This window comes from Klebsiella quasivariicola (assembly GCF_002269255.1).
Taxonomy (GTDB): Bacteria; Pseudomonadota; Gammaproteobacteria; order Enterobacterales; family Enterobacteriaceae; genus Klebsiella; species Klebsiella quasivariicola.
In genome coordinates, this window is the sequence record NZ_CP022823.1 from 1,669,553 (window position 1) to 1,692,752 (window position 23,200).

Annotated in this window: 15 protein-coding genes; 5 read left to right on the top strand and 10 right to left on the bottom strand. The window is 56.1% G+C overall.

Annotated elements, in window-relative coordinates:
- Positions 1-7: 7 nt before the first annotated feature.
- Positions 8-811, top strand: coding sequence for a 2-keto-3-deoxy-L-rhamnonate aldolase (yfaU, locus tag B8P98_RS08535; RefSeq protein WP_080896915.1), 804 nt, complete (start codon positions 8-10; stop codon positions 809-811).
- A 21-nt stretch (positions 812-832) separates the two neighbouring features.
- On the opposite strand, the gene glpC is transcribed toward yfaU, so the two are convergent.
- The 4 genes from glpC to B8P98_RS08555 all read right to left on the bottom strand — a co-directional run bounded on the left by glpC (position 833) and on the right by B8P98_RS08555 (position 5,874).
- Positions 833-2,011, bottom strand: a complete 1,179-nt coding sequence (glpC, locus tag B8P98_RS08540; protein ID WP_080924246.1) for an anaerobic glycerol-3-phosphate dehydrogenase subunit GlpC — start codon at positions 2,009-2,011, stop codon at positions 833-835.
- Positions 2,008-3,267 carry a glycerol-3-phosphate dehydrogenase subunit GlpB gene (gene glpB, locus B8P98_RS08545; protein WP_080924245.1) on the bottom strand — a complete coding sequence of 420 codons (1,260 nt, stop codon included), beginning with the start codon at positions 3,265-3,267 and terminating at the stop codon, positions 2,008-2,010. Before glpB ends, glpC begins: the two co-directional genes overlap by 4 nt.
- Positions 3,257-4,885 carry an anaerobic glycerol-3-phosphate dehydrogenase subunit A gene (gene glpA / locus B8P98_RS08550; RefSeq protein WP_095032875.1) on the bottom strand — a complete coding sequence of 543 codons (1,629 nt, stop codon included), beginning with the start codon at positions 4,883-4,885 and terminating at the stop codon, positions 3,257-3,259. Before glpA ends, glpB begins: the two co-directional genes overlap by 11 nt.
- Before the next feature lie 110 nt (positions 4,886-4,995).
- Positions 4,996-5,874 (bottom strand): LysR family transcriptional regulator, encoded by an 879-nt coding sequence (locus B8P98_RS08555; protein WP_095032876.1) that lies wholly within the window; start codon positions 5,872-5,874, stop codon positions 4,996-4,998.
- Positions 5,875-6,058: 184 nt separating this feature from the next.
- Here B8P98_RS08555 and B8P98_RS08560 point away from each other — a divergent pair, with 184 nt between their 5' ends.
- Positions 6,059-7,249 (top strand): MFS transporter, encoded by a 1,191-nt coding sequence (locus B8P98_RS08560; RefSeq protein ID WP_095032877.1) that lies wholly within the window; start codon positions 6,059-6,061, stop codon positions 7,247-7,249.
- A gap of 3 nt (positions 7,250-7,252) precedes the next feature.
- Here B8P98_RS08560 and yfaE read toward each other — a convergent pair whose 3' ends face one another.
- The 4 genes from yfaE to ubiG form a co-directional block, all read right to left on the bottom strand.
- Positions 7,253-7,507 carry a class I ribonucleotide reductase maintenance protein YfaE gene (gene yfaE / locus B8P98_RS08565; protein ID WP_002913017.1) on the bottom strand — a complete coding sequence of 85 codons (255 nt, stop codon included), beginning with the start codon at positions 7,505-7,507 and terminating at the stop codon, positions 7,253-7,255.
- A complete protein-coding gene (gene nrdB, locus B8P98_RS08570) occupies positions 7,507-8,637 on the bottom strand; it encodes a class Ia ribonucleoside-diphosphate reductase subunit beta (protein WP_004140835.1) in 1,131 nt (376 codons plus the stop codon). The genes yfaE and nrdB overlap by 1 nt, the downstream gene beginning before the upstream one ends.
- A 101-nt stretch (positions 8,638-8,738) precedes the next feature.
- Positions 8,739-11,024: a class 1a ribonucleoside-diphosphate reductase subunit alpha gene (gene nrdA / locus B8P98_RS08575; protein WP_008803972.1), complete on the bottom strand. Its 2,286-nt coding sequence runs from the start codon at positions 11,022-11,024 to the stop codon at positions 8,739-8,741.
- Positions 11,025-11,368: 344 nt separating this feature from the next.
- The gene (ubiG, locus tag B8P98_RS08585; RefSeq protein ID WP_025711605.1) at positions 11,369-12,097 is read right to left on the bottom strand and encodes a bifunctional 2-polyprenyl-6-hydroxyphenol methylase/3-demethylubiquinol 3-O-methyltransferase UbiG; all 729 of its coding nucleotides are present in this window, start codon (positions 12,095-12,097) and stop codon (positions 11,369-11,371) included.
- Positions 12,098-12,243: 146 nt separating this feature from the next.
- Between ubiG and gyrA the strand changes: the two genes are divergently transcribed.
- Both gyrA and rcsC read left to right on the top strand, forming a co-directional pair.
- Positions 12,244-14,877: a DNA topoisomerase (ATP-hydrolyzing) subunit A gene (gyrA, locus tag B8P98_RS08590; RefSeq protein ID WP_025711606.1), complete on the top strand. Its 2,634-nt coding sequence runs from the start codon at positions 12,244-12,246 to the stop codon at positions 14,875-14,877.
- A gap of 132 nt (positions 14,878-15,009) precedes the next feature.
- Positions 15,010-17,850 carry a two-component system sensor histidine kinase RcsC gene (gene rcsC / locus B8P98_RS08595; protein ID WP_025711607.1) on the top strand — a complete coding sequence of 947 codons (2,841 nt, stop codon included), beginning with the start codon at positions 15,010-15,012 and terminating at the stop codon, positions 17,848-17,850.
- 45 nt (positions 17,851-17,895) lie between these two features.
- On the opposite strand, the gene rcsB is transcribed toward rcsC, so the two are convergent.
- Both rcsB and rcsD read right to left on the bottom strand, forming a co-directional pair.
- Positions 17,896-18,546, bottom strand: coding sequence for a response regulator transcription factor RcsB (rcsB, locus tag B8P98_RS08600; protein WP_025711608.1), 651 nt, complete (start codon positions 18,544-18,546; stop codon positions 17,896-17,898).
- 15 nt (positions 18,547-18,561) lie between these two features.
- A complete protein-coding gene (rcsD, locus tag B8P98_RS08605; RefSeq protein ID WP_095032878.1) occupies positions 18,562-21,219 on the bottom strand; it encodes a phosphotransferase RcsD in 2,658 nt (885 codons plus the stop codon).
- A gap of 770 nt (positions 21,220-21,989) precedes the next feature.
- Between rcsD and ompK36 the strand changes: the two genes are divergently transcribed.
- Positions 21,990-23,108 (top strand): porin OmpK36, encoded by a 1,119-nt coding sequence (gene ompK36, locus B8P98_RS08610; RefSeq protein WP_025711611.1) that lies wholly within the window; start codon positions 21,990-21,992, stop codon positions 23,106-23,108.
- Positions 23,109-23,200: the final 92 nt, after the last annotated feature.

Below are 23,200 nucleotides of genomic sequence, written 5' to 3' on the forward strand. Positions count from 1 at the left end.
AATCGCGATGAACGCACTGTTATCTAACCCCTTCAAACGGGGATTATTACGCGGCGAGACGCAAATCGGCCTGTGGTTAAGCTCGACTTCCTCTTACATGGCGGAGATCGCCGCGACCTCGGGATACGACTGGCTGCTGATCGACGGCGAACATGCGCCGAACACTATTCAGGACCTTTATCATCAGCTGCAGGCGATTGCCCCCTATGCCAGTCAGCCGGTCATTCGTCCGGTCGAGGGCAACCGCAGCCTGATAAAACAGGTGCTGGATATTGGCGCCAGAACGTTGCTGGTGCCGATGGTCGATACCGCCGAGCAGGCGCGGGAGGTGGTGTCGGCGACCCGTTACCCTCCCGTCGGGAGCCGCGGCGTTGGCGCCGGCGTGGCGAGAGCGGCGCGCTGGGGCAGGGTGGAGAATTATATGGCGGAGGCGAATGACGAACTCTGTCTGCTGATTCAGGTCGAGAGCCGAACCGCGCTGGAGAATCTGGATGCTATTCTCGAGGTGGAGGGCATTGACGGGGTGTTTATCGGTCCGGCCGATCTCTCCGCTTCGCTGGGCCATCCGGACGATGCCGGCCATCCGGAGGTGCAGCGGGTGATCGAGCAGAGCATCCGGCGCATTCGCGCGGCGGGGAAAGCGGCCGGATTTCTGGCGGTCGACCCGGCGATGGCGGAAAAATGTCTTGCCTGGGGGGCCAACTTCGTCGCCGTCGGGGTGGATACCATGCTGTATACCCAGGCGCTGGACCGCCGGCTGGCGATGTTTAAATCGGCCAGCGCCCGGCCGCAGGAGAAAGCGAGCTATTGACGGCACAGGCTGGCGCCGGGCTCAGACGAGCGCCTGCGCCAGCAGAGTAATGGGATGTTCGCAGCGCTTGCGGGTGGACATCTCAATCTGCCATTTGCAGGTCTCGCAGTCGGTAACGACGATGTCGGCGCCGCTCTCCTCAATCTGCTTGAACAGCGGGGCGCCGATAGCCTGGGATACCGCGTAATTCTCAGTTTTAAACCCGTAGGTGCCCGCGATGCCACAGCACTGTGAATCCAGCACCTCCAGCTGCAGACCGGGGATCAGCCGCAGCAGCTCGAGGGTATACAGCGACCAGCCCATCTTCTCCATATGACACGGGGTGTGATAGACCACCTTCAGCGGCAGCCGGCGCAGCGGTAGCGTCTTGCCGGCATCCAGCTGTTTCCAGATCCAGCGGGTGGCCAGCTCGACCCGATCGCGAAGATCGCTGTTGTCGACATCAAGGAGATGCGGGTATTCATCACGTAGCGTAAAGGTGCAGGTTGAGGAGGTGGCAATGATCGGCAGCGCGTTTTCCCGCATGGCGGCGACGTTGCTCTGCGCCTGCTTACGCGCCTTGTCGAAAAAGCCGTTGGCGATCAGCGGCACGCCGCAGCATTTTTCCTTTGATAACAACTGCACACCGGTACCCAGCGCGTTGACGACGCGGATCAGATCCTTACCCAGCTGCGGGTGGTTATAGTTGACGTAGCAACCATGAAAGAAGGCTACCTGCTCAGGGTACTGCGCCTGTCTGACGGCGAGCTGGCGGTAAGCGCGGCGGAAGGTGCCGAAGCCATATTTCGGCAGCGTGCGGCGATGGTCGATTTTCAGCGTCGCGTCCAGCAGGCGGCGCACCGGTTTTAAGCCGGTGGTGGCGTTGACCAGCGGGGCAACAGGGGTGGAAAGAGTGCCCATCAGGTCAGTATGGCTGAGGATGGCGTCGCGCAGGGTTGGCTTTTGCTGGCCGTACTGTGCCCGGGCGCGTTGAATGATATCGCCAATTTTCACATCCGACGGGCAGGCAACCTCGCAGCGCTTGCAGTTAATGCAGTACTTCAGTGCCTCATCGTACAGCGCGCCATCCTTCAGACGCAGACGTTCGCCGTCCGGCCCCGCCTGCTTGGGACCAGGATAGCGTGGATTGACCCGACTTACCGGGCAGGCGGTAGTGCACACGGTACACTTAATGCAGCTTTCAAAACGGGTATCGTTCATGGCCGGCCTCCGGCAAGAGCGTGGATCTGTCTGGCGGCGTGCAGCGCGGTGACGGCGCAGACGCCGCCGCCGCAGCCGAGCTGAATGGCATCAAACCCGCCGAGCAGTGAACCGATGGCGAAAAGATTGCGGAACGACTGGCCGTCCAGTTGAGGGCGCAGCAGGGCGTCGGTTTTCACGCCGAAACGCTGCCACGGCTGGGAGGCAAAAAAGTCGCGCTGGTACCAGTCGTCGCGCGCCAGGGTCTGCTGCAAATCGAGGCCGAGGATCGGCTCGCGCACGCTATCGCGAGTGGCGACAAGACCGTTGCTGAAAAAGCTGCCGCTGGCCAGCACGGTAAAACGTGGACGCAACGCAATATCACCGTGATTTCGCGTCCAAACGGCCTCGACGACGCCCTGCTGATGGCTGATTTTCACTACCTCATCGCCGGCAAGCCAGGTGCCGCCGCTGCGAACGAACTGGCGTTGCAGCTGAGAATGCAAACGCATTCCGGGAACCGAAGGCGGCAGCGTCGGCAGCAGACGCAGCGGGCAAGGGAGACGCGCCTGCAGCCAGTGGTACAGGCGATCGTCGGTGAGGCCAAAACAGGCGGGCATGATTAAGAGGTCGTGCTGCTGCGCCAGCGGCAGCAGCGCTGCATGCAGGGCCGACCACAGGTTCTCATCATCCAGCACACGGGCAATATTGACGGCACGAAACTCGGTAGGGTTGTCGCGCAATACATCCAGCAGCGGTAACTCGATTTCCGCCGCCGCGGCGGTGACTCCGCGTTGACCAAGCGCGGCGGCGGCGAGATACGGCTGAAAATCAGCAAAGCCGCTGATCCCTACCAGACAAACGCCCTGCGACGGCAGGGGAGCGACAGGAACCTCCTGAGGTGACAGCCATGCCGGACGCAGCGTTCCCAGCGGCGTCACTCGTTGATGCGGCTGGCGCGCATTGCCCTGCATCACCGCGCCACAGGCGGCCAGCAATGCTTCGGCTTGCGTCGCCCAGGCAAGCACCGCGTCGGCGCCGAGCCGGGAATAAGGGTGCTCGGGCAACTGAACTGCGAGTTGGTGAAGGCCTTGTTCGATGTCAGCCACGGGATCGCCGTTCGGCAGCGCCGAGAGCAGATCTAACGAGGCGGAAGAAAAATGCAGCGCGCTTTGCCCGCGGCTGACGATAACGCTGCGCAGACCGTACTGATTCAGCGCCAGCCCGCACAGCAGGCCGGCCAGTCCACCGCCAATAATCGCGCAATCAAATTTCATCCTGATGCTCCTCTTGCAGCCCGCACAGGCCGAGGTAGACCCAGCGGGTGAATTCGCTTTCGCGCAGCGCGTCGCCCCAGGCGATGGGCTGCACGCCCTTCCAGCGTTCATTGAGAAATTCCGATAGCTGGGTTAACGACTGTGCGGGCGTGGTGACGTTAAAGCGCTGCAGCAGCCCGGCGGCGCGGCAGGCGCAGAGCTCACCCTGGCAGGTTCCCATCCCAATCCGGGTGCGGCGTCGCAGGTCGAGCAGGGTGTTGACCGCCAGATTTTCCACCGCGTATTTTACCTCGCCGGCGGTGACGGCTTCGCATTCGCAGACCAGGCTGCGGTGCTGGCGGCTGTCGCCAAGCCAGGCCGGGGTGCGATCGCCATGACGATAGACGGCGGATCCGCGCAGCGGAGAAGGGAGGGAGATAATTTTTTGCAGGGTACGTTCCGTTGGCTCCTGCGAACCGGGCAGCGGGACCTCGGCCGTGGTACAGGGAGTGGTGTTTCCCAGCTTACGACAGACGGCGTCGCTGGCCCATTCGGCCATCAGACGGTAGGTCATGAGCTTGCCGCCGGTGATGGTAATGAAACCTTCCATACCGTCACGCCGGGCATGGTCGAGCAGGACGATGCCGCGGCTAACGCTGCGTCCGCTGGGATCGTTATCGCTGGCCACCAGCGGGCGGACGCCGGAGTAGGCGCGCAGGATCCGGGTGCGGCCCATGACCGGGGCCAGCTTTTCGCCTTCGCGCAGCAGGGTATCGACTTCTGCCGTCGTTACCCGGTTGTCGTCAATCTGGTCATAAGGGATATGCATCGAGGTGGTGCCAATCAGGGAGATGGTATCGCCGGGCACCAGAATATCGGCGTCGGCCGGCTTGCGGCAGCGGTTGATCACCAGGTTGTTTATCCGGTGGTCGAGGATCAATAGCGATCCCTTCGCCGGGAACATGGTGATGCGCAGGTCGGCATATTCCGCAATGCGCTGCCCCCAGATCCCGGCGGCGTTAACCACCACCCCGGCGTACAGGGTGCGAGCCTGGTGAAGTTGATGGTCGTATACCTGGACGCCACAAACGCGATCGCCCTGGCGCAGCAGGCCCGTCACTTCGCAGCCGGTGAGGATCTGTGCCCCGTGTTCGCGGGCATCGAGCATATTAGCGGCGGTAAGGCGAAACGGGTCGATGGTGCCATCCGGGACCTGCACCGCGCCCAGCAGCGTTGGGTTGACAGCGGGCTCCCGGCGCAGCGCTTCCTGTGGTGAGAGCGGCGTGGCCTCTATGCCAGCCTGCTGACAGGCGTCGATAAAGGTTTGCTGCCAGGCCATGTCATCTTCAGGCAGGGTGATAAACAGCCCATTGGTCGGTTCAATGCAGTGGCGGGCGATGCGGCGCAGGATGCGGTTCTCACTGATGCATTCGCGGGCGGATTCGTTGTCGGTCACCGCATAGCGGGCGCCGCTGTGCAGCAGCCCATGATTACGGCCGGTGGCCCCGGTGGCGATATCATGGCGCTCAATGAGCAGCGTCCGTAATCCGCGCCGGGCGCAGTCGCGGGCGATGCCAGCGCCGGTTGCTCCGCCGCCGATGATAATGACCTCGCTTTCGTCTGACTGGGCGCTGTTCATTTCATCTCCTTTATGTTCGGTTTATCCCCATTAAGTCATGGGTTAGCGATAATTTGTTTGATATCGAACAAAATCGAGCATAAATCGAAAATGAAATGTTTGTTATGTGGTCAAAGTCGCTTTTGGTCCACCAGCTGACGCAGGCAATCATGCAGCAACTGAATCGGGCTGCCGCTAACCGGTGAGGTGCTGGTGATAAGCGATACGTGACGATAAAAGGCAGGTTCCAGAGGCACGGAGTACAGCGGTTGTTCCAGCGTTTTTAGCGTGAGTTCCGGCAGCAAAGCGATACCTAATCCCAGACGAATAAAACTCATGGCAGTGCCTGGGTGGTTAAATTCATATTTTATATTAGGTGTAATATTCCTGTTCGCAAACAGCGACATAATGCTCATTTCGTACCGCCCTTTGCTGATAATTAATGGCTCATCGTACAGTGCTTCGAGAGGAATACTGCTCCGGCGGGCAAAAGGATGCGATTGAGGAACGACAACCATAAATCTGTCTTTATAAAATGGTGTGGCAAACAGGCCGTTAACGGAAATATGGGTGAATCCGGCGTCGATATTATTCTCCCGAATGGATTCAATAATCTCCGTACTGTTTGCTTCATAAGGCACTATTTTAATATGCGGATGATGTTGCTCGAAGTAGTGAACGACCTGGGGCAGGATACTGGCACAAATGCCGGGGAAACAGCCGATGCGCAGCAGGCGCAGCGGTGTTTTCTTTTCCTGTTCGGCTATCTCCTTAATGGCGCTCACTTCACTCATCAGTCGTCGCATCGCCGGAACAAGGCGTTCTCCTGCCGCCGTCAGCTTGAGCGCTTTTCGCCGTTCTCGTTCGACTATCGCCACGCCAAGCTCCTCTTCCAGTCCGGCAATGGCCTGGCTGACCGCCGATTGGGTCATATAGAGACGTCTGGCGGCCTCAGTAAAACCGCCGTATTTCAGCACGGTAAGCAGAGCGTGGATCTGCGTTAATGTCATAAGTTTTCTCTAATGAAATTAATTAAAATGATTAATTTTACTAATTTACACAGGTTGCTTATGATTTTCCTGAAACTTAATCACACAATCACGCACGCAATTATTGGTATTCACAATGTATTTCTGAAATTATATATTCGTTATGAATGTGGTAATGCGCGCCGTTACAGTAAGGTGCAATTAGATGAAAGAAAAACTGTGGACGAAAGATTTTTGGGCCATCACGATTGTTAGTTTTATTATTTTCTTCGTATTTTATGTTCTTCTGACGCTCCTGCCTATTTATATTGCTGAGAATTTGCATGCGACTGCGGATAAGGCTGGGTTGCTGGTGACCTTCTTCCTGGTTGCCGCGATTATTGTCCGCCCCTTCGCCGGTCAGTGGGTGGGTAAATATTCCAACAAAGGCATTTTGCTGATTTCCTCTTTGGCCTTTTTGGTGGTTACGGCTCTGTACCCCTTTTGCCATACCATTGAAGGACTGCTGTTCATTAGGGTTCTTCACGGCATCACCTTCGGTGTGATCACCACCGTCAAGGGGACCATCTCTGCGCGCTTAATTCCCGCCTCGCGGCGAGGAGAGGGAATTAGCTTTTTCTCCTTAGCAATGGGACTGGCAATGGTAGTGGGACCATGGATTGGTCTGAATATGGCGCGTCACAGCGCGTATATTCCCGCATTCTGGATGTGTACGGTGGTGTCTGCTATCGCGATTGTACTGTCGATGATGATCTGCGTGCCGCCGGTTATTCGTCATGCCGATGGTTCGCAGCCAAAGCTTGGCTTTTCTGCTATGTTCGATCGCGCGGCCATGCCTTTTGCCCTGGTCACCTTCTTTATGACGTTCTCATACGCCGGGGTTTCCGCCTTTCTTGCCCTCTATGCTCGCGAACTGGATCTGATGGCGGCAGCCAGTAACTTTCTGTTGTGCTATGCGATTTTTCTCATGATCTGCCGGGCGTTTACCGGGAATGTGTGTGATAAAAAAGGGCCGAAGTATGTGGTTTATCCGTGCCTGCTCGCCTTTACCATTGGTTTAGTGGTGCTGGGTTATACGCACGGTAGCGTTTCAATGATCCTGTCCGGTGCGCTGATTGGTATTGGATATGGCTCAGTAACGCCTGTTTTCCAGACGCAGATCATCAGTTCTGTTGAAACGCATAAAATTGGCGTCGCGAACTCACTGTTCTTTAATGCCATGGACGCGGGCCTGGCGATAGGGGCGTTCGTGATGGGGATCATGGTTGACGGCGTGGGTTACCGTGCTATTTATCTGGTGGGGGCGCTATTGGTGGTGGTGGCGGGGCTAATTTATGTCTTGCAGATGAAACGCCATGGCACAATGCAATTAGTCAGTGCACACGAAGTGCACTAACCGTTACATCTCAATTTCGATATCCCCTTTTGCCCGGCAGCAGCAGGGCAAAATTTCCCCCGGCTGGATAAAGGCCAGCGGCTCGGTCAGCCAGTCGACCTGGCCGGAAACCAGACGGGTGCGGCAGGAGCCGCAATACCCTTCGCGGCACTGATACTCGACGTCGATGTTATGCGATTCCAGCGCCGCCAGCAGGGAAGGGTGTTCATCCTGACACTCAAGGCGAGTGTCAGAGATTTTCAGGAAAATCCGCTTCATTACAGCTGGAAATTGCTCAGATCGTCGGCGTCGACTTCAGAATCGATCTGGCCGACGAGATACGAGCTGACTTCCACTTCCTGCGGCGCCACCTGGACGTTATCGGAAACCAGCCAGGTGTTGATCCATGGGATCGGGTTGGAGCGGGTCTGGAACGGCAGATCGAGGCCCACCGCCTGCATGCGAATATTAGTGATGTACTCGACGTACTGGCAGAGAATATCTTTGTTCAGGCCGATCATCGAGCCGTCGCGGAACAGATAGTCTGCCCACTCTTTCTCCTGCTGTGCCGCCAGCACGAACAGGTCATAGCACTCCTGCTTGCACTCTTCGGCGATTTCCGCCATCTCCGGATCGTCGCTGCCGGAGCGCAGCAGGTTCAGCATATGCTGAGTGCCGGTCAGGTGCAGCGCTTCATCGCGGGCAATCAGGCGAATAATTTTGGCGTTGCCTTCCATCAGTTTACGTTCGGCAAAGGCGAAAGAGCAGGCGAAGCTGACGTAGAAGCGGATCGCTTCCAGGGCATTAACGCTCATCAGGCACAGATACAGTTTCTTTTTCAGCTCGCGCAGGTTCACGGTCACGGTTTTGCCGTTGACGGTGTGGGTGCCTTCACCCAGCAGGTGCCAGTAGCTGGTCATTTCGATCAGCGAGTCGTAATAGTGAGAGATCCCCTCGGCACGCTTCTGGATCTGCTCGTTGGTCACGATATCGTCGAACACCGTCGCCGGGTCGTTGACGATGTTGCGGATGATATGGGTGTACGAGCGCGAGTGGATGGTCTCGGAAAACGCCCAGGTTTCCACCCAGGTTTCCAGCTCCGGGATAGAGATCAGCGGCAGCAGGGCGACGTTCGGGCTGCGGCCCTGAATGGAATCGAGCAGCGTCTGGTACTTCAGGTTGCTGATGAAAATGTGTTTTTCGTGTTCCGGCAGCGCCTGGTAGTCAATGCGATCGCGGGAGACGTCAACCTCTTCCGGACGCCAGAAGAAGGAGAGCTGCTTTTCAATCAGCTTTTCGAAGATGTCATATTTTTGCTGATCGTAGCGGGCCACGTTAACCGGCTGGCCAAAAAACATGGGTTCCAGCAGCTGATCGTTTTTCGTCTGTGAAAAAGTGGTGTATGCCATTGAAGTGAGTCCTGTTGAAATGTATTGCCCGGCCGCACTGCATTGGCCGGGCCTACACAATCGTAGGCCGGGTAAGCATCGCGCCACCCGGCAAAAATAACTTAGATCTTACACGCGCCGCTTTCGCAGCCGTCGTCCTGGATGGACGGCGCCAGGTCATCCTGCGCGTCTTCTGCGCCATCACGGGTGTTGTGATAGTACAGCGTTTTGACGCCGAATTTATAGGCGTTGAGCAGATCTTTGAGCAACTGCTGCATCGGCACTTTTCCGGACGGGAAACGCGTCGGATCGTAGTTAGTGTTGGCAGAGATCGACTGGTCGATAAACTTCTGCATGATACCCACCAGCTGTAGATAACCGTCGTTGTTCGGCATCTCCCACAGCAGCTCATAGGCGTTCTGCAGGTTTTCGTAATCCGGCACCACCTGGCGCAGGATACCGTCCTTCGACGCTTTGATGCTCACGTGGCCGCGCGGCGGCTCAATGCCGTTGGTGGCGTTGGAGATCTGCGACGAGGTCTCGGACGGCATCAGCGCGGAGAGCGTGGAGTTACGCAGACCGTGGGTTTTAATAGATTCGCGCAATGCTTCCCAGTCAAAGTGCAGAGACTCGCTGACGATGCCGTCCAGGTCTTTCTTATAGGTATCGATCGGCAGGATACCCTGCGCATAGGTGGTTTCATTGAACCACGGGCAGGCGCCCTGCTCGATAGCCAGCTCGTTGGAGGCCTTCAGCAGATAGTACTGAATCGCTTCGAACGTTTTGTGCGTCAGGTTGTTGGCGCTGCCGTCGGAGTAGCGTTTGCCATGCTTCGCCAGATAGTAGGCGAAGTTGATCACGCCGATGCCCAGGGTGCGACGGCCCATTGCGCCGCGTTTGGCGGCCGGGATCGGGTAATCCTGATAATCGAGCAGCGCATCCAGGGCTCGTACTGCCAGCACCGCCAACTCTTCCAGCTCGTCGAGACTGTCGATGGCGCCAAGGTTGAAGGCCGACAGAGTACACAGCGCGATTTCGCCGTTTTCGTCGTTGACGTCTTCCAGCGGTTTGGTCGGCAGAGCAATCTCCAGGCACAGGTTAGACTGACGCACCGGGGCGACTACCGGATCGAACGGGCTGTGGGTGTTGCAGTGGTCGACGTTCTGGATGTAGATACGACCGGTGGAGGCGCGCTCCTGCATCATCAGCGAGAACAGCTCAACGGCTTTAATACGCTGCTTGCGAATGCTGTCGTCCTGCTCGTACTGGGTGTACAGGCGCTCAAACTCGTCCTGATCGGCGAAGAAGGCGTCATACAGGCCCGGGACGTCGGACGGGCTGAACAGGGTAATGTCGCCACCCTTCAGCAGACGGGTATACATTAGCTTGTTGATCTGCACCCCGTAGTCCATGTGACGAACGCGGTTGGCGTCGGTACCACGGTTGTTTTTCAGCACCAGCAGGCTTTCCACTTCCAGATGCCACATTGGATAGAAGAGGGTCGCCGCACCGCCGCGAACGCCGCCCTGCGAGCAGGATTTCACTGCGGTCTGGAAATGTTTGTAGAACGGAATGCAGCCGGTGTGGAAGGCTTCGCCGCCGCGGATCGGGCTGCCCAGCGCGCGAATGCGGCCGGCGTTGATGCCGATGCCGGCGCGCTGGGAAACGTATTTCACAATCGCGCTGGAGGTGGCGTTGATGGAATCCAGGCTGTCGCCGCACTCGATCAGCACGCAGGAGCTGAACTGACGGGTCGGGGTACGCACGCCGGACATGATTGGCGTCGGCAGCGAGATTTTAAAGGTGGACACTGCGTCATAGAAACGCTTGATGTAGTCCAGACGCGTTTCGCGTGGGTAGTTCGAGAACAGGCAGGCAGCCACCAGAATATAGAGGAACTGCGCGCTCTCGTAAATTTCGCCGGTGACGCGGTTTTGTACCAGATACTTGCCTTCCAGCTGCTTAACGGCCGCGTAGGAGAAGTTCATGTCGCGCCAGTGGTCGAGGAAACCGTCCATCTGCTGGAACTCTTCTTCCGTGTAGTCTTCCAGCAGATGATGATCGTATTTACCCTTCTCGACCATCTTCACCACGTGATCGTAAAGCGCTGGCGGCTCAAACTGGCCGAAGGCTTTTTTACGCAAATGGAAGATCGCCAGACGCGCAGCAAGGTACTGGTAATCCGGCGCATCGCGGGAGATCAGATCCGCGGCGGCTTTAATAATCGTTTCGTGGATGTCCGCGGTTTTAATGCCGTCATAGAACTGGATATGCGAGCGCAGTTCAACCTGGGAAATGGAAACGTTATTCAGTCCTTCTGCCGCCCAATCCAGTACGCGATGGATTTTGTCGAGATTGATGCGCTCGGTGGTCCCGTCGCGCTTTGTCACCAGCAGACTCTGATTCATGTGGATTTTACCTGTCCGTGAAAGAAAATATCCCCCGTTTATCCACAGAAGGCCATTGTGACTAACTCTGTGGATAAATACTATATGTAGGGGGTTGTCGATAAAAGGAACGCTATATGGTGAGTATTTTAGTAAGGAATCTTTTGAGTACAAGGGTTGATTTTGACGTTAAATTGAGGTTGCGGAAGGGTAATAATCCGCAAGTCCACGTCGCATAAGGCCTGGAGAAGAAGTCAATAAAACAGAAAAAAAAATGAAAATTTGATCGAGTGCTGATTTCTTCATCGGAAGAAATAATTACGCGGCTTGATGCCGCGCAATCATCATAAGCGCAGGTGCTGACCTCAGTCCTTTTTAGCGGTGGTATGCAACATATAATTAACATCAACGCCCGGCGCTAACTTGAAGGTGTTGGTCAGCGGGTTGTAATGCAGACCGATGATATGCTGCTCTTTCAGAGTAGTCTGATCTACCCAGCCCAGCAGTTCAGCCGGCTTGATAAACTTCTTCACATCGTGTGTGCCCTTGGGCACCATCTTCATGACGTATTCCGCGCCCACCACCGCCATCAGCCACGCCTTGCCGTTGCGGTTGATGGTGGAGAAGAAGACCTGGCCGCCGGGCTTGACCAGCCGCGCGCAGGCATGCACCACCGACTGCGGGTCGGGGACGTGCTCCAGCATCTCCATGCAGGTGACGACGTCGTACTGCTGCGGATGCTTCGCGGCATGTTCTTCAACCGTTTCCTGAACATAGTCCACCTGAATACCGCTCTCCAGCGCGTGCAGCTTCGCCACCTGCAGCGGTTCGGCGCCCATGTCCAGCCCGGTGACCGTCGCGCCTTCGCGCGCCATACTTTCGGCGAGGATACCGCCGCCGCAGCCGACATCAAGGGCTTTTTTACCGAACAAGCCGCCGGAGCGTTCGGCGATATAGCCCAGCCGCAGCGGGTTAATGCGGTGGAGCGGTTTGAACTCGCCCTCCAGATCCCACCAGCGTGAGGCGACGGCTTCGAATTTGGCGATTTCAGCATGATCGACGTTAGGGGCTACCGACGTTTTTTCGGTATTCATGGGCGCTTTTACTCCTTTTCTGTTCAGACCTGCGAGTATATCAGCAGCGCGCCATGAATAAACCGTATTGCTTTACCTCTATTAGCGCGGCTGTGTTATAATTTGCGACCTTTGAATCCGGGATACAGTAGAGGGATAGCGGTTAGATGAGCGACCTTGCGAGAGAAATTACACCGGTCAACATTGAGGAAGAGCTTAAGAACTCTTATCTGGATTATGCGATGTCGGTCATTGTTGGCCGTGCGCTGCCGGATGTCCGAGATGGCCTGAAGCCGGTACACCGTCGCGTACTTTACGCCATGAACGTATTGGGCAATGACTGGAACAAAGCCTATAAAAAATCAGCCCGTGTCGTTGGTGACGTAATCGGTAAATACCACCCGCACGGCGACTCCGCGGTATACGACACCATCGTGCGTATGGCGCAGCCGTTCTCGCTGCGCTACATGCTGGTGGACGGCCAGGGTAACTTTGGTTCCATCGACGGCGACTCCGCCGCGGCGATGCGTTATACCGAAATTCGTCTGGCGAAAATCGCTCATGAGCTGATGGCCGATCTTGAAAAAGAGACGGTCGATTTCGTCGACAACTATGACGGCACGGAGCGTATTCCGGACGTCATGCCGACCAAAATTCCTAACCTGCTGGTAAACGGCGCCTCCGGGATCGCCGTCGGGATGGCCACCAACATACCGCCGCACAACCTGACGGAAGTGATCAACGGCTGTCTGGCGTACGTTGATGATGAAGACATCAGCATTGAAGGGCTGATGGCGCATATTCCTGGCCCTGATTTCCCGACCGCCGCCATTATCAATGGCCGTCGTGGCATTGAAGAGGCCTACCGCACCGGTCGCGGCAAAGTCTATATTCGCGCGCGCGCGGAAGTGGAAGTAGACGCGAAATCCGGCCGCGAAACCATCATCGTGCACGAAATTCCGTATCAGGTGAACAAAGCGCGCCTGATTGAGAAAATCGCCGAGCTGGTCAAAGAAAAACGCGTGGAAGGCATCAGCGCGCTGCGTGACGAGTCTGATAAAGACGGGATGCGCATCGTGATTGAAGTGAAGCGCGATGCGGTCGGGGAAGTGGTGCTCAACAACCTCTATTCCCAGACCCAGCTGCAGGTCTCCTTCGGCATCAACATGGTTGCTCTGCACCATGGTCAGCCGAAGATCATGAACCTGAAGGACATCATCGCCGCGTTTGTACGCCACCGCCGCGAAGTGGTAACTCGTCGTACGATTTTCGAACTGCGCAAAGCGCGCGACCGGGCGCATATCCTCGAAGCGCTGGCCGTGGCGCTGGCCAACATTGACCCGATTATCGAACTGATCCGTCGCGCGCCGACCCCGGCAGAAGCGAAAGCGGGGCTGGTTGCCCAGGCGTGGGATCTCGGTAACGTCGCGGCGATGCTGGAACGCGCCGGTGACGATGCCGCGCGTCCGGAATGGCTGGAGCCAGAGTTCGGCGTGCGCGACGGGAAATACTACCTGACCGAGCAGCAGGCCCAGGCGATTCTGGATCTGCGTCTGCAGAAACTGACCGGCCTCGAGCACGAAAAACTGCTCGACGAATATAAAGAGCTGCTGGAGCAGATCGCGGAACTGCTGCATATTCTCGGCAGCGCCGACCGTCTGATGGAAGTGATTCGCGAAGAGCTGGAGCTGATCCGCGACCAGTTCGGCGACGAACGTCGTACCGAAATCACCGCCAACAGCGCTGATATCAACATCGAAGATCTGATCAACCAGGAAGACGTGGTGGTCACCCTGTCGCATCAGGGCTATGTGAAGTATCAGCCGCTGACCGACTACGAAGCACAGCGTCGTGGCGGTAAAGGCAAATCAGCGGCACGTATTAAAGAAGAAGACTTTATCGACCGCCTGCTGGTGGCCAACACCCACGACACCATCCTCTGCTTCTCGAGCCGCGGCCGTCTGTACTGGATGAAGGTCTATCAGCTGCCGGAAGCCAGTCGCGGCGCGCGCGGTCGTCCTATCGTCAACCTGCTGCCGCTGGAAGCCGATGAACGCATCACCGCCATCCTGCCGGTTCGCGAGTATGAAGAGGGCGTCAACGTCTTTATGGCGACCGCCAGCGGTACCGTGAAGAAAACCGCGCTGACCGAGTTCAGCCGTCCGCGTTCTGCCGGCATTATCGCCGTCAACCTGAACGAAGGCGATGAGCTGATCGGCGTCGATCTGACCTCTGGCCAGGACGAAGTGATGCTGTTCTCCGCGGCCGGTAAAGTCGTACGCTTTAAAGAAGACGCCGTTCGCGCTATGGGCCGTACCGCCACCGGCGTGCGCGGTATCAAGCTGGCGGAAAACGACAGCGTCGTTTCGCTGATTATTCCACGTGGTGAAGGTGCGATCCTGACGGTGACGCAAAACGGTTACGGTAAACGTACCGCGGCGGCAGAATACCCGACCAAATCGCGTGCCACCCAGGGCGTTATCTCGATTAAAGTCACCGAGCGTAACGGCTCCGTGGTCGGCGCCGTGCAGGTGGATGACTGCGATCAGATCATGATGATCACCGACGCCGGAACGCTGGTGCGTACCCGCGTTTCCGAAGTGAGCATTGTGGGCCGTAACACCCAGGGCGTGATCCTCATCCGTACCGCGGAAGATGAAAACGTGGTGGGTCTGCAGCGCGTCGCTGAGCCAGTGGATGATGAAGAACTGGATGCCATCGACGGTAGCGTAGCGGAAGGCGATGACGATATTGCGCCTGAAGCGGATACCGATGACGATGTCGCGGATGACGAAGAGTAATCGTCCCAGGTAAATGTTCTGAAAGGGCCGGGTATTCTCCCGGCCCTTTTTTGCATTTACATTGCGGCAAAGCCGGTTTACCGCTACCTTAACCCCATTCTGTTGAGTTCCTGACGGCCGAGCATCGCCACATTGAAATATCTTGCCTCTTTTCATACAACCCTGAAGGTTTCACGTTATTTGTTCAGAGCGCTGGCGGTATTGCTGTGGCTCCTGATTGCGTTTGTCTCTGTGTTCTATATTGTCAATGCGCTGCATGAGCGGGAGGCCGAGATCCATCAGGAGCTTAATCTCAATGCCGATCAGGCCCAGCGCTTTATTCAGCGTACGGCGGACGTGATTAAAGAGCTGAAATATGTCGCCGGCAACCGGCTGTCAGCGGGGGAGTCTGCGTCGGCCGGGCAAAGCAGCGATATTGCAGTACCTAACTTTGATCCCCTGTACCCCGATTCTGACTGTAGCGCGATGAGCGCCACCTGGCGTAATTCATTGCAGTCCCTGGCGTGGTTTATGCGCTACTGGCGGGACAATTTTACCGCTGCCTACGATCTGAACCGCATCTTTCTCATCGGTAGCGATAATCTCTGTATGGCCAACTTTGGCCTGCGTGATGTGCCGATTGAGCGCGATCAGGCGCTGAAAGTCCTGCATCAGCGCATCGAGCAATATCGCCATGCGCCACAAAATGAGCGCGGTAATAACCTGTTCTGGATAAGCCAGGGCGTTCGCCCCGGCGTGGGGTATTTTTATGCCCTGACCCCGGTCTATATGGCCAATCGTCTGCAGGCGATGCTCGGCGTTGAACAGACCATCCGCATGGATAGCTTCTTTACGCCCGGCAGTCTGCCGATGAGCGTGACGATCTTTGACGATAATGGCCAACCGCTGATTTCGCTGGCCGGTGCGGAAGGCAAAATTCAGAGCGAAGCGAAGTGGATGCAGGAGCGGATGTGGTTCGGCTACAGCGCGGGCTTCCGCGAGCTGGTGCTGAAAAAAAGCCTGGCGCCGTCCTCCTTGAGCATTGTCTATTCCGTCTCGGTAGACCAGGTGCTGGAGCGGATCCGCATGCTGATCATCAACGCCATCATTCTCAATATTCTGACCGGGGCGCTGCTGTTCGCGCTGGCGCGGATGTATGAGCGGCGTATTTTTATCCCGGCGGAAAATGACGCTCAGCGGCTGGAAGAGCATGAACAGTTCAACCGTAAAATCGTGGCCTCGGCCCCGGTGGGGATCTGTATTCTGCGCACCGTCGACGGCACCAATATTCTCAGTAACGAGCTGGCGCACAACTACCTGAACATGCTGACTCACGAGGACCGGCAGCGGCTGACGCAGATCATCTGCGGCCAGCAGGTTAACTTTGTCGATGTGCTGACCAGCAACCATACCAACCTGCAGATTAGCTTTGTCCATTCGCGTTATCGCAATGAAAACGTGGCGATCTGCGTGCTGGTGGACGTGTCCGCCCGCGTGAAAATGGAGGAGTCGCTGCAGGAGATGGCCCAGGCGGCAGAGCAGGCCAGTCAGTCGAAATCGATGTTCCTGGCCACCGTCAGCCACGAGCTGCGTACCCCGCTATACGGCATCATCGGTAACCTCGATCTGCTGCAGACGAAGGCCCTGCCGAAGGGCGTTGATCGTCTGGTGACGGCGATGAACAACTCCTCCAGCCTGTTGCTGAAAATCATCAGCGATATCCTCGACTTCTCAAAAATCGAGTCCGAGCAGCTGAAGATCGAGCCGCGGGAGTTTTCCCCACGCGAGGTCATGAACCATATCTCCGCTAACTATCTGCCGCTGGTGGTGCGCAAGCAGCTGGGACTGTACTGTTTCATCGAACCAAATGTGCCGGAGCAGATGTCCGGCGACCCGATGCGCCTGCAGCAGGTGATTTCTAACCTGCTGAGCAATGCGATCAAGTTCACCGACACCGGCTGCATTATCCTGCATGTTCAGTGCGCGGGGGATTATCTGCAGATTAGCGTCCGCGATACAGGCGAGGGGATCCCGGCGAAAGAGGTGTTGCGCCTCTTCGATCCCTTCTTCCAGGTGGGGACCGGCGTTCAGCGAAACTTCCAGGGGACCGGCCTTGGCCTGGCGATCTGTGAAAAGCTGATCAGCATGATGGATGGCGATATTGCCGTGGAAACGGAGCCGGGGATGGGCAGCCGCTTTACCATCCGTATTCCTCTGTATGGCGTGCGCAATACCTCGTCCGTATCGGCAGACGGTTTTGCAGGCAAGACCTGCTGGCTGGCGATCCACAATACCTCGCTGGCGATGTTCGTGACGTCGCTGCTGAGCCATCACGGTCTCACGGTACGCCCCCATGCTGGGGAAACGCCGAGCGCTGACGATGTTTTACTGACTGACGATGAAGCGCTGAGCGGCTGGCAGGGAAGGGCGATGGTCATTTTCTGCCGTCGTCATATCGGTATCCCGCAGGAGCGAGCCGCCGGCGAGTGGCTGCACAGCGTGACGACGCCGCATGAGCTGCTGCCGCTGCTGGGCCGTATTTTCCACGTTGCGCTCGCCAGCGCGGAAAACAGCCAGGCGCTGATGGCGCCGGAGGCCCAGGCTGGCAATAACGACGACATGATGATCCTTGTGGTCGACGATCACCCGATCAACCGCCGCCTGCTGGCGGATCAGCTGGGATCGCTTGGTTACCAGTGCGTGACGGCGAATGACGGGGTCGATGCGCTCAATGTTCTCAGCAAGCAGCATATTGATATCGTGCTCAGCGACGTCAACATGCCCAATATGGATGGGTATCGCCTGACGCAGCGCATTCGCCAGCTCGGGTTGACGCTGCCGGTCATCGGCGTAACGGCTAATGCTCTGGCGGAAGAAAAGCAGCGCTGTCTGGAGTCGGGGATGGATAGCTGCCTGTCCAAGCCGGTTACGCTGGATGTGCTGAAGCAAACGCTGACGGTGTATGCGGCGCGCGTGCGTAAAGGGCGGGAATAAAAGAGGCACTCCGTCTCGCCGGCGCGAGACGGAGAAAGCAAGGGATTACTCTTTGTCCGTCGTGCTCAGGGAGACGGAAGAGAGGTAGTTCAGCAGGGCGATGTCGTTTTCGACGCCCAGTTTCATCATCGCCGATTTTTTCTGGCTACTGATGGTTTTGATGCTGCGGTTGAGCTTTTTGGCGATCTCGGTCACCAGGAAGCCTTCGGCGAACAGACGCAGCACTTCGCTCTCTTTTGGCGACAGGCGTTTGTCGCCATAGCCGCTGGCGCTGATTTTTTCCAGCAGGCGGGAGACGCTTTCCGGCGTGAATTTCTTCCCTTTCTGCAATGCGGCCAGCGCTTTTGGCAGATCGGTCGGCGCACCTTGCTTGAGGACGATCCCTTCGATGTCCAGATCCAGCACCGCGCTGAGGATCGCCGGGTTGTTGTTCATGGTCAGAACAATGATCGACAGGTCCGGGAAGTGGCGCTTAATGTATTTGATAAGCGTGATCCCATCGCCGTATTTATCACCGGGCATGGACAGGTCGGTAATCAACACATGCGCGTCCAGCTTCGGTAGATTGTTGATAAGGGCCGTGGAGTCTTCAAACTCGCCAACGACGTTCACCCACTCAATTTGCTCAAGTGACTTACGAATACCGAACAGTACGATCGGATGGTCATCGGCAATAATTACGTTCATAGTGTTCATGTATAAGGCTACCTTCTACAGCAAGCTCTTGACGTAAGTGTCAATGTCGCTGATATATTTTTCTATGCCTTGCGCATCCTTTTCGCGAATCAGATGCTCAAGCGTTTCACATAACTGCTTGCCGGGTATCAGATTAAGCATAGCAAATGCCCCTTTGAGGCGGTGGGCGGTTTGCGCCAGAGCAGCAAAATCACCCGCTTCGATTTCAGTATACAATCTCTGAACATCATCCGGTACCGTATCGGCGAACAGTGCGTAATAGCCGCTGGCATGGAGTTCGGCGTTACTCTCGTTTCCTGAGGTGACGGGTTGAACCGCTTCCTCAGCCAGCTGCTGCTCAATAAGCTGCAGGATAGCCTCCTGCATTGCCGTGCTAATATTAAAGTTGACCCGCAATTGGCCCGGGCCGATCTTGCGTATCCCGACCTCATCATCGCTTAAAAGCAAGCCTGAAGCAGTAAGATTAGACGGATTATCCGTTAAATAAAGATCAAATGCTTGACTTGTCGCCCGGTCGTCCGGCGTGATGCAGGACGCCCCCCAGCTTTCCAGCTGGCGGGTAACAATCCGCCGCACTTCGCTGGAGGTGACATCCAGCAGGACAATCACGTCATCCAGCAGATGTTCGCCCGCCTCTGGCGCCTCTTCGCTGGCCGGCATTTTCAGATGCAGGGTATAGCGGGTTCCCAGCGACTCTCGCGTTTTAATCGTCAGTTGCCCGCCGAGCTTGCGCATCATGCGGTCGCACAGCCAGAAGGTGAGGGCGTTCGCTTTGCCGTACAGGTCGCTCTGGGTCTCGTTGAGATACGGGAAGTGCATATTGTCGATCTCGTTGGTCGAGACGCCATTGCCGGTGTCCAGAATGCGGAAGATCAGTCGATCGCCCGCCGATTCATCCTGGCAAACGTCGAGGGTGATCTTGCCAATAGGCGTGGTGGTGACCGAATACTGGATCAGCAGCACCAGCATGCGCCGAAGCGCTTCACGGTCGCCGTAGCGCTGCTCGCCGGCCGGGAGCGCATTATTAATTAGCAGCTGCAGACCTTTGCGCTTCATCGCCGGCAGTACCTCCGGCACAACGTCATCGATCAGTTCCTGAACGGAGAACAGCGCCTGGCTGGTTTTCCAGGCATCACTTTCCAGCAAATTAGCGAGCTGAATGTCGTCGACCAGTTTGACCAGCTCATCGGCATGCTGCGCCAGCGTGCGGTGCTCCGCGCTGTTAAGCGCCGCCGCTTCTGCCGCCAGGCTCAGGGCGGGCTGCTTCAGGGCGCTGCCGATGTGCTGCATAAAGGCCGCCCGGCCCTGCTGGTTCTTCTCATACAAGCGCTGGGCCTGCTTGAGCTTTTTATTAACCAGCACTTCGCGGTCCTGGTCGCGGATAATCAGAATTTGGGTGCGCGGCGCCACCTGACTGCGGTACTGGCGGATTTCATACTGTTCATTGTTGACGGTGGCCTGGATCACCCCCTGGTGCTGGTCCGCCATGTTGGTAATGTTCTGCAGATTCAGGTGCGGAAGCAGATGATCGGCAATAGGGTTGCTGATAACCGTGCGGTTGGCTTCCTGATCGTGGACCAGCAGCCCCAGCGGTAGCAAAGAAACAATCTCTTCATTGATAGCGCGCAGCAAACGCAGTTCGCTGTTGGCGGCGGAGGGTAGCCCGGCGCCAGACGAATGGCTGCGTCCTTTATAGTGGCGAAAGGTGGTAAAGCCAAACAGCGCCAGCGCCAGCAGACCAATGTTGAGCAGCAGCGGCAGGAGAATATTTTGCAGCGATTCCAGCAGCATAGTGCTCATCGGTACCCTCCAGAGCAACTGCATACCGGTGGTGCTGATGTCGGTGGCGATTTCGACCTGCATGCCGTTAAAGGTGATCCCGATGTGGTCGGCGCTCTCTTTATCCGGCGTCGTCGCGAGATTTTGCGACGGATCGGGCTCGATACGGAAGCTGTCTATCGTCATGCCCGGTGGGATAAGATCGTTAATCGGCAGGTCAAAAGCGACCACCGTAGCCAGATGCCCGGGCTGGTTGAAGGTGGTGCGAAGGGTAAAGTAGTGCGCGTTCTGCCAGGCGAGATGGCGCAACGGCGAGAAGGTTTCGCGCTCATCAAGCGTATTGGCCTGCAGCAGCATCTCCGCGCGCCGTGACTCCACGACGCTACCGATGGTTGACTCTTTCACGCTTGAGGAGAGGTCCTTTAACGGCAGGGTGGAGACCAGAATCAGGCTATTGTCCAGACCGTTAAGATAATACATCGACCACGGGATGGTCTCCGCGCCCCACAAGATATCGAGATAATCGGACATTTTCTGCGTCATCTCGAGCGTCGAGCTGTCGTGGGAGCCGAAGATCAACGCTTCAGTTTTACGCCGGGGCTTCTCAAGGTAGTAAACGTCCTGCTTTAGCCGCGTCTCCTGCAGGCCACCGCTCGCGGCGTTGGCAGAAGTGGCGGCGATATTGTCATAGATTTGCCAGGTAGCGTAGCGCCAGGCGTCAATACGCTGGTGCAAGGCGTGGGTCACATCAACAACCTGATAGCTTTTCTCTTTCAGCCAGGCATTGACGGCGCTCTGAATCATCACCCCCATCGTCGCCAGCAGGACAATAACCATCAAAATAAAGAAGCGGCTGATGTTGCCGGGGATCAGGGAGAATTTTTTCGGGGTCATCTTGTGACTGAACGACTCATCATTGTTTGTAAACAGGATGTAGCGCCAGAGTAACTGGCAACACAGTAAGTGCCCATGCAGTATAAAGGCTAATGACGCAAATCTACACCACAGAATGGTGTTAGCCCTGTTTTGTCATCCAGGAATTATCTTAGAGACGCGCTGAAAATGAAATCGTCTGGCGAAGGCTGAGGGAGGGCGATATTGGCAACGAAGCGGGGGAAAAATCGCACGAAATAACAAGACATTGGCGGAATAAGGGAGATTCACAGACTAATTGATTGATTAATAGTCGTTAGGGAATCATTTGTTGTAGCACAGTTAAATTAAAGTTGTGTAAAGAAGGGTAAAAAAAACCGGATGCGAGGCATCCGGTTGAAATAGGGGTAAACAGACATTCAGAACTGAATGACGGTAATAAATAAAGTTAATGATGATAGCGAGTCATATTTTAGTCGCCAATGATCATTTTGTTTTACCATTCAGTGCTATACGATTAACGAGTTTTATCTGGTTGATTATAAACGTCTAAATATTTTTTTTGATTATTGATGCGTATTTCCCTGACCGTTTTGGGGTGAAAAAAGTTCCGCTGAATTTACAAATTGAAACATCTTGTGGGAACTTTGAAACATCTTAGAAGTTTTAGTATCATATTCTTGTTGGATTATTCTGCATTTTGCAGCACAATGAAATAGCCGACTGATTAGAAGGGTAATCAGTAAGCAGTGGCATAATAAAAGGCATATAACAAACAGAGGGTTAATAACATGAAAGTTAAAGTACTGTCCCTCCTGGTACCGGCTCTGCTGGTAGCAGGCGCAGCAAATGCGGCTGAAATTTATAACAAAGACGGCAACAAATTAGACCTGTACGGTAAAATCGACGGTCTGCACTACTTCTCTGACGACAAGAGCGTCGACGGCGACCAGACCTACATGCGTGTAGGCGTGAAAGGCGAAACCCAGATCAACGACCAGCTGACCGGTTACGGCCAGTGGGAATACAACGTTCAGGCGAACAACACTGAAAGCTCCAGCGATCAGGCATGGACTCGTCTGGCATTCGCCGGTCTGAAATTTGGCGACGCGGGCTCTTTCGACTACGGTCGTAACTACGGCGTAGTCTACGACGTAACGTCCTGGACCGACGTTCTGCCGGAATTCGGCGGCGACACCTACGGTTCTGACAACTTCCTGCAGTCCCGTGCTAACGGCGTGGCAACCTACCGTAACTCTGACTTCTTCGGTCTGGTTGACGGCCTGAACTTTGCTCTGCAGTATCAGGGTAAAAACGGCAGCGTCAGCGGTGAAGGTACTTCTCCTACCAACAACGGTCGTGGCGCTCTGAAACAGAACGGCGACGGCTTCGGTACCTCTCTGACTTATGACATTTATGATGGCATCAGCGCTGGTTTCGCGTACTCTCATTCCAAACGTAACGGCGATCAGAACCGTTTGGATAAAGGCCGTGGTGACAACGCTGAAACCTACACCGGTGGTCTGAAATACGACGCCAACAACGTTTACCTGGCGACTCAGTACACCCAGACCTACAACGCAACTCGTTTCAGCGGCAACGGAGAGTCTGACTCTATTAGCGGTTTTGCTAACAAAGCACAGAACTTCGAAGTGGTTGCTCAGTACCAGTTCGACTTCGGTCTGCGTCCGTCCGTGGCGTACCTGCAGTCTAAAGGTAAGGACATCGAAGGCTACGGCGACCAGGACCTCCTGAAATATGTTGACGTTGGCGCGACCTACTACTTCAACAAAAACATGTCCACCTATGTTGACTACAAAATCAACCTGCTGGATGAAAACGACTTCACTCGTCGCGCTGGTATCTCTACCGACGACGTGGTTGCACTGGGCCTGGTTTACCAGTTCTAAGTTGCAAGCTGCATAACAAAAAGGCGCCTCTGGCGCCTTTTTTTATGTCTGGTTTAACCTCGCTGGTATACTCTTGTCGCCCTGGTAAGAGG

Bases quoted from the DNA above. Each gene is read 5' to 3' on its own strand.
- yfaU (WP_080896915.1), top strand. From the start codon at position 8: ATGAACGCACTGTTATCTAACCCCTTCAAACGGGGATTATTACGCGGC.
- glpC (WP_080924246.1), bottom strand. From the start codon at position 2,011: ATGAACGATACCCGTTTTGAAAGCTGCATTAAGTGTACCGTGTGCACT.
- glpB (WP_080924245.1), bottom strand. From the start codon at position 3,267: ATGAAATTTGATTGCGCGATTATTGGCGGTGGACTGGCCGGCCTGCTG.
- glpA (WP_095032875.1), bottom strand. From the start codon at position 4,885: ATGAACAGCGCCCAGTCAGACGAAAGCGAGGTCATTATCATCGGCGGC.
- B8P98_RS08555 (WP_095032876.1), bottom strand. From the start codon at position 5,874: ATGACATTAACGCAGATCCACGCTCTGCTTACCGTGCTGAAATACGGC.
- B8P98_RS08560 (WP_095032877.1), top strand. From the start codon at position 6,059: ATGAAAGAAAAACTGTGGACGAAAGATTTTTGGGCCATCACGATTGTT.
- yfaE (WP_002913017.1), bottom strand. From the start codon at position 7,507: ATGAAGCGGATTTTCCTGAAAATCTCTGACACTCGCCTTGAGTGTCAG.
- nrdB (WP_004140835.1), bottom strand. From the start codon at position 8,637: ATGGCATACACCACTTTTTCACAGACGAAAAACGATCAGCTGCTGGAA.
- nrdA (WP_008803972.1), bottom strand. From the start codon at position 11,024: ATGAATCAGAGTCTGCTGGTGACAAAGCGCGACGGGACCACCGAGCGC.
- ubiG (WP_025711605.1), bottom strand. From the start codon at position 12,097: ATGAATACCGAAAAAACGTCGGTAGCCCCTAACGTCGATCATGCTGAA.
- gyrA (WP_025711606.1), top strand. From the start codon at position 12,244: ATGAGCGACCTTGCGAGAGAAATTACACCGGTCAACATTGAGGAAGAG.
- rcsB (WP_025711608.1), bottom strand. From the start codon at position 18,546: ATGAACACTATGAACGTAATTATTGCCGATGACCATCCGATCGTACTG.
- rcsD (WP_095032878.1), bottom strand. From the start codon at position 21,219: ATGACCCCGAAAAAATTCTCCCTGATCCCCGGCAACATCAGCCGCTTC.
- ompK36 (WP_025711611.1), top strand. From the start codon at position 21,990: ATGAAAGTTAAAGTACTGTCCCTCCTGGTACCGGCTCTGCTGGTAGCA.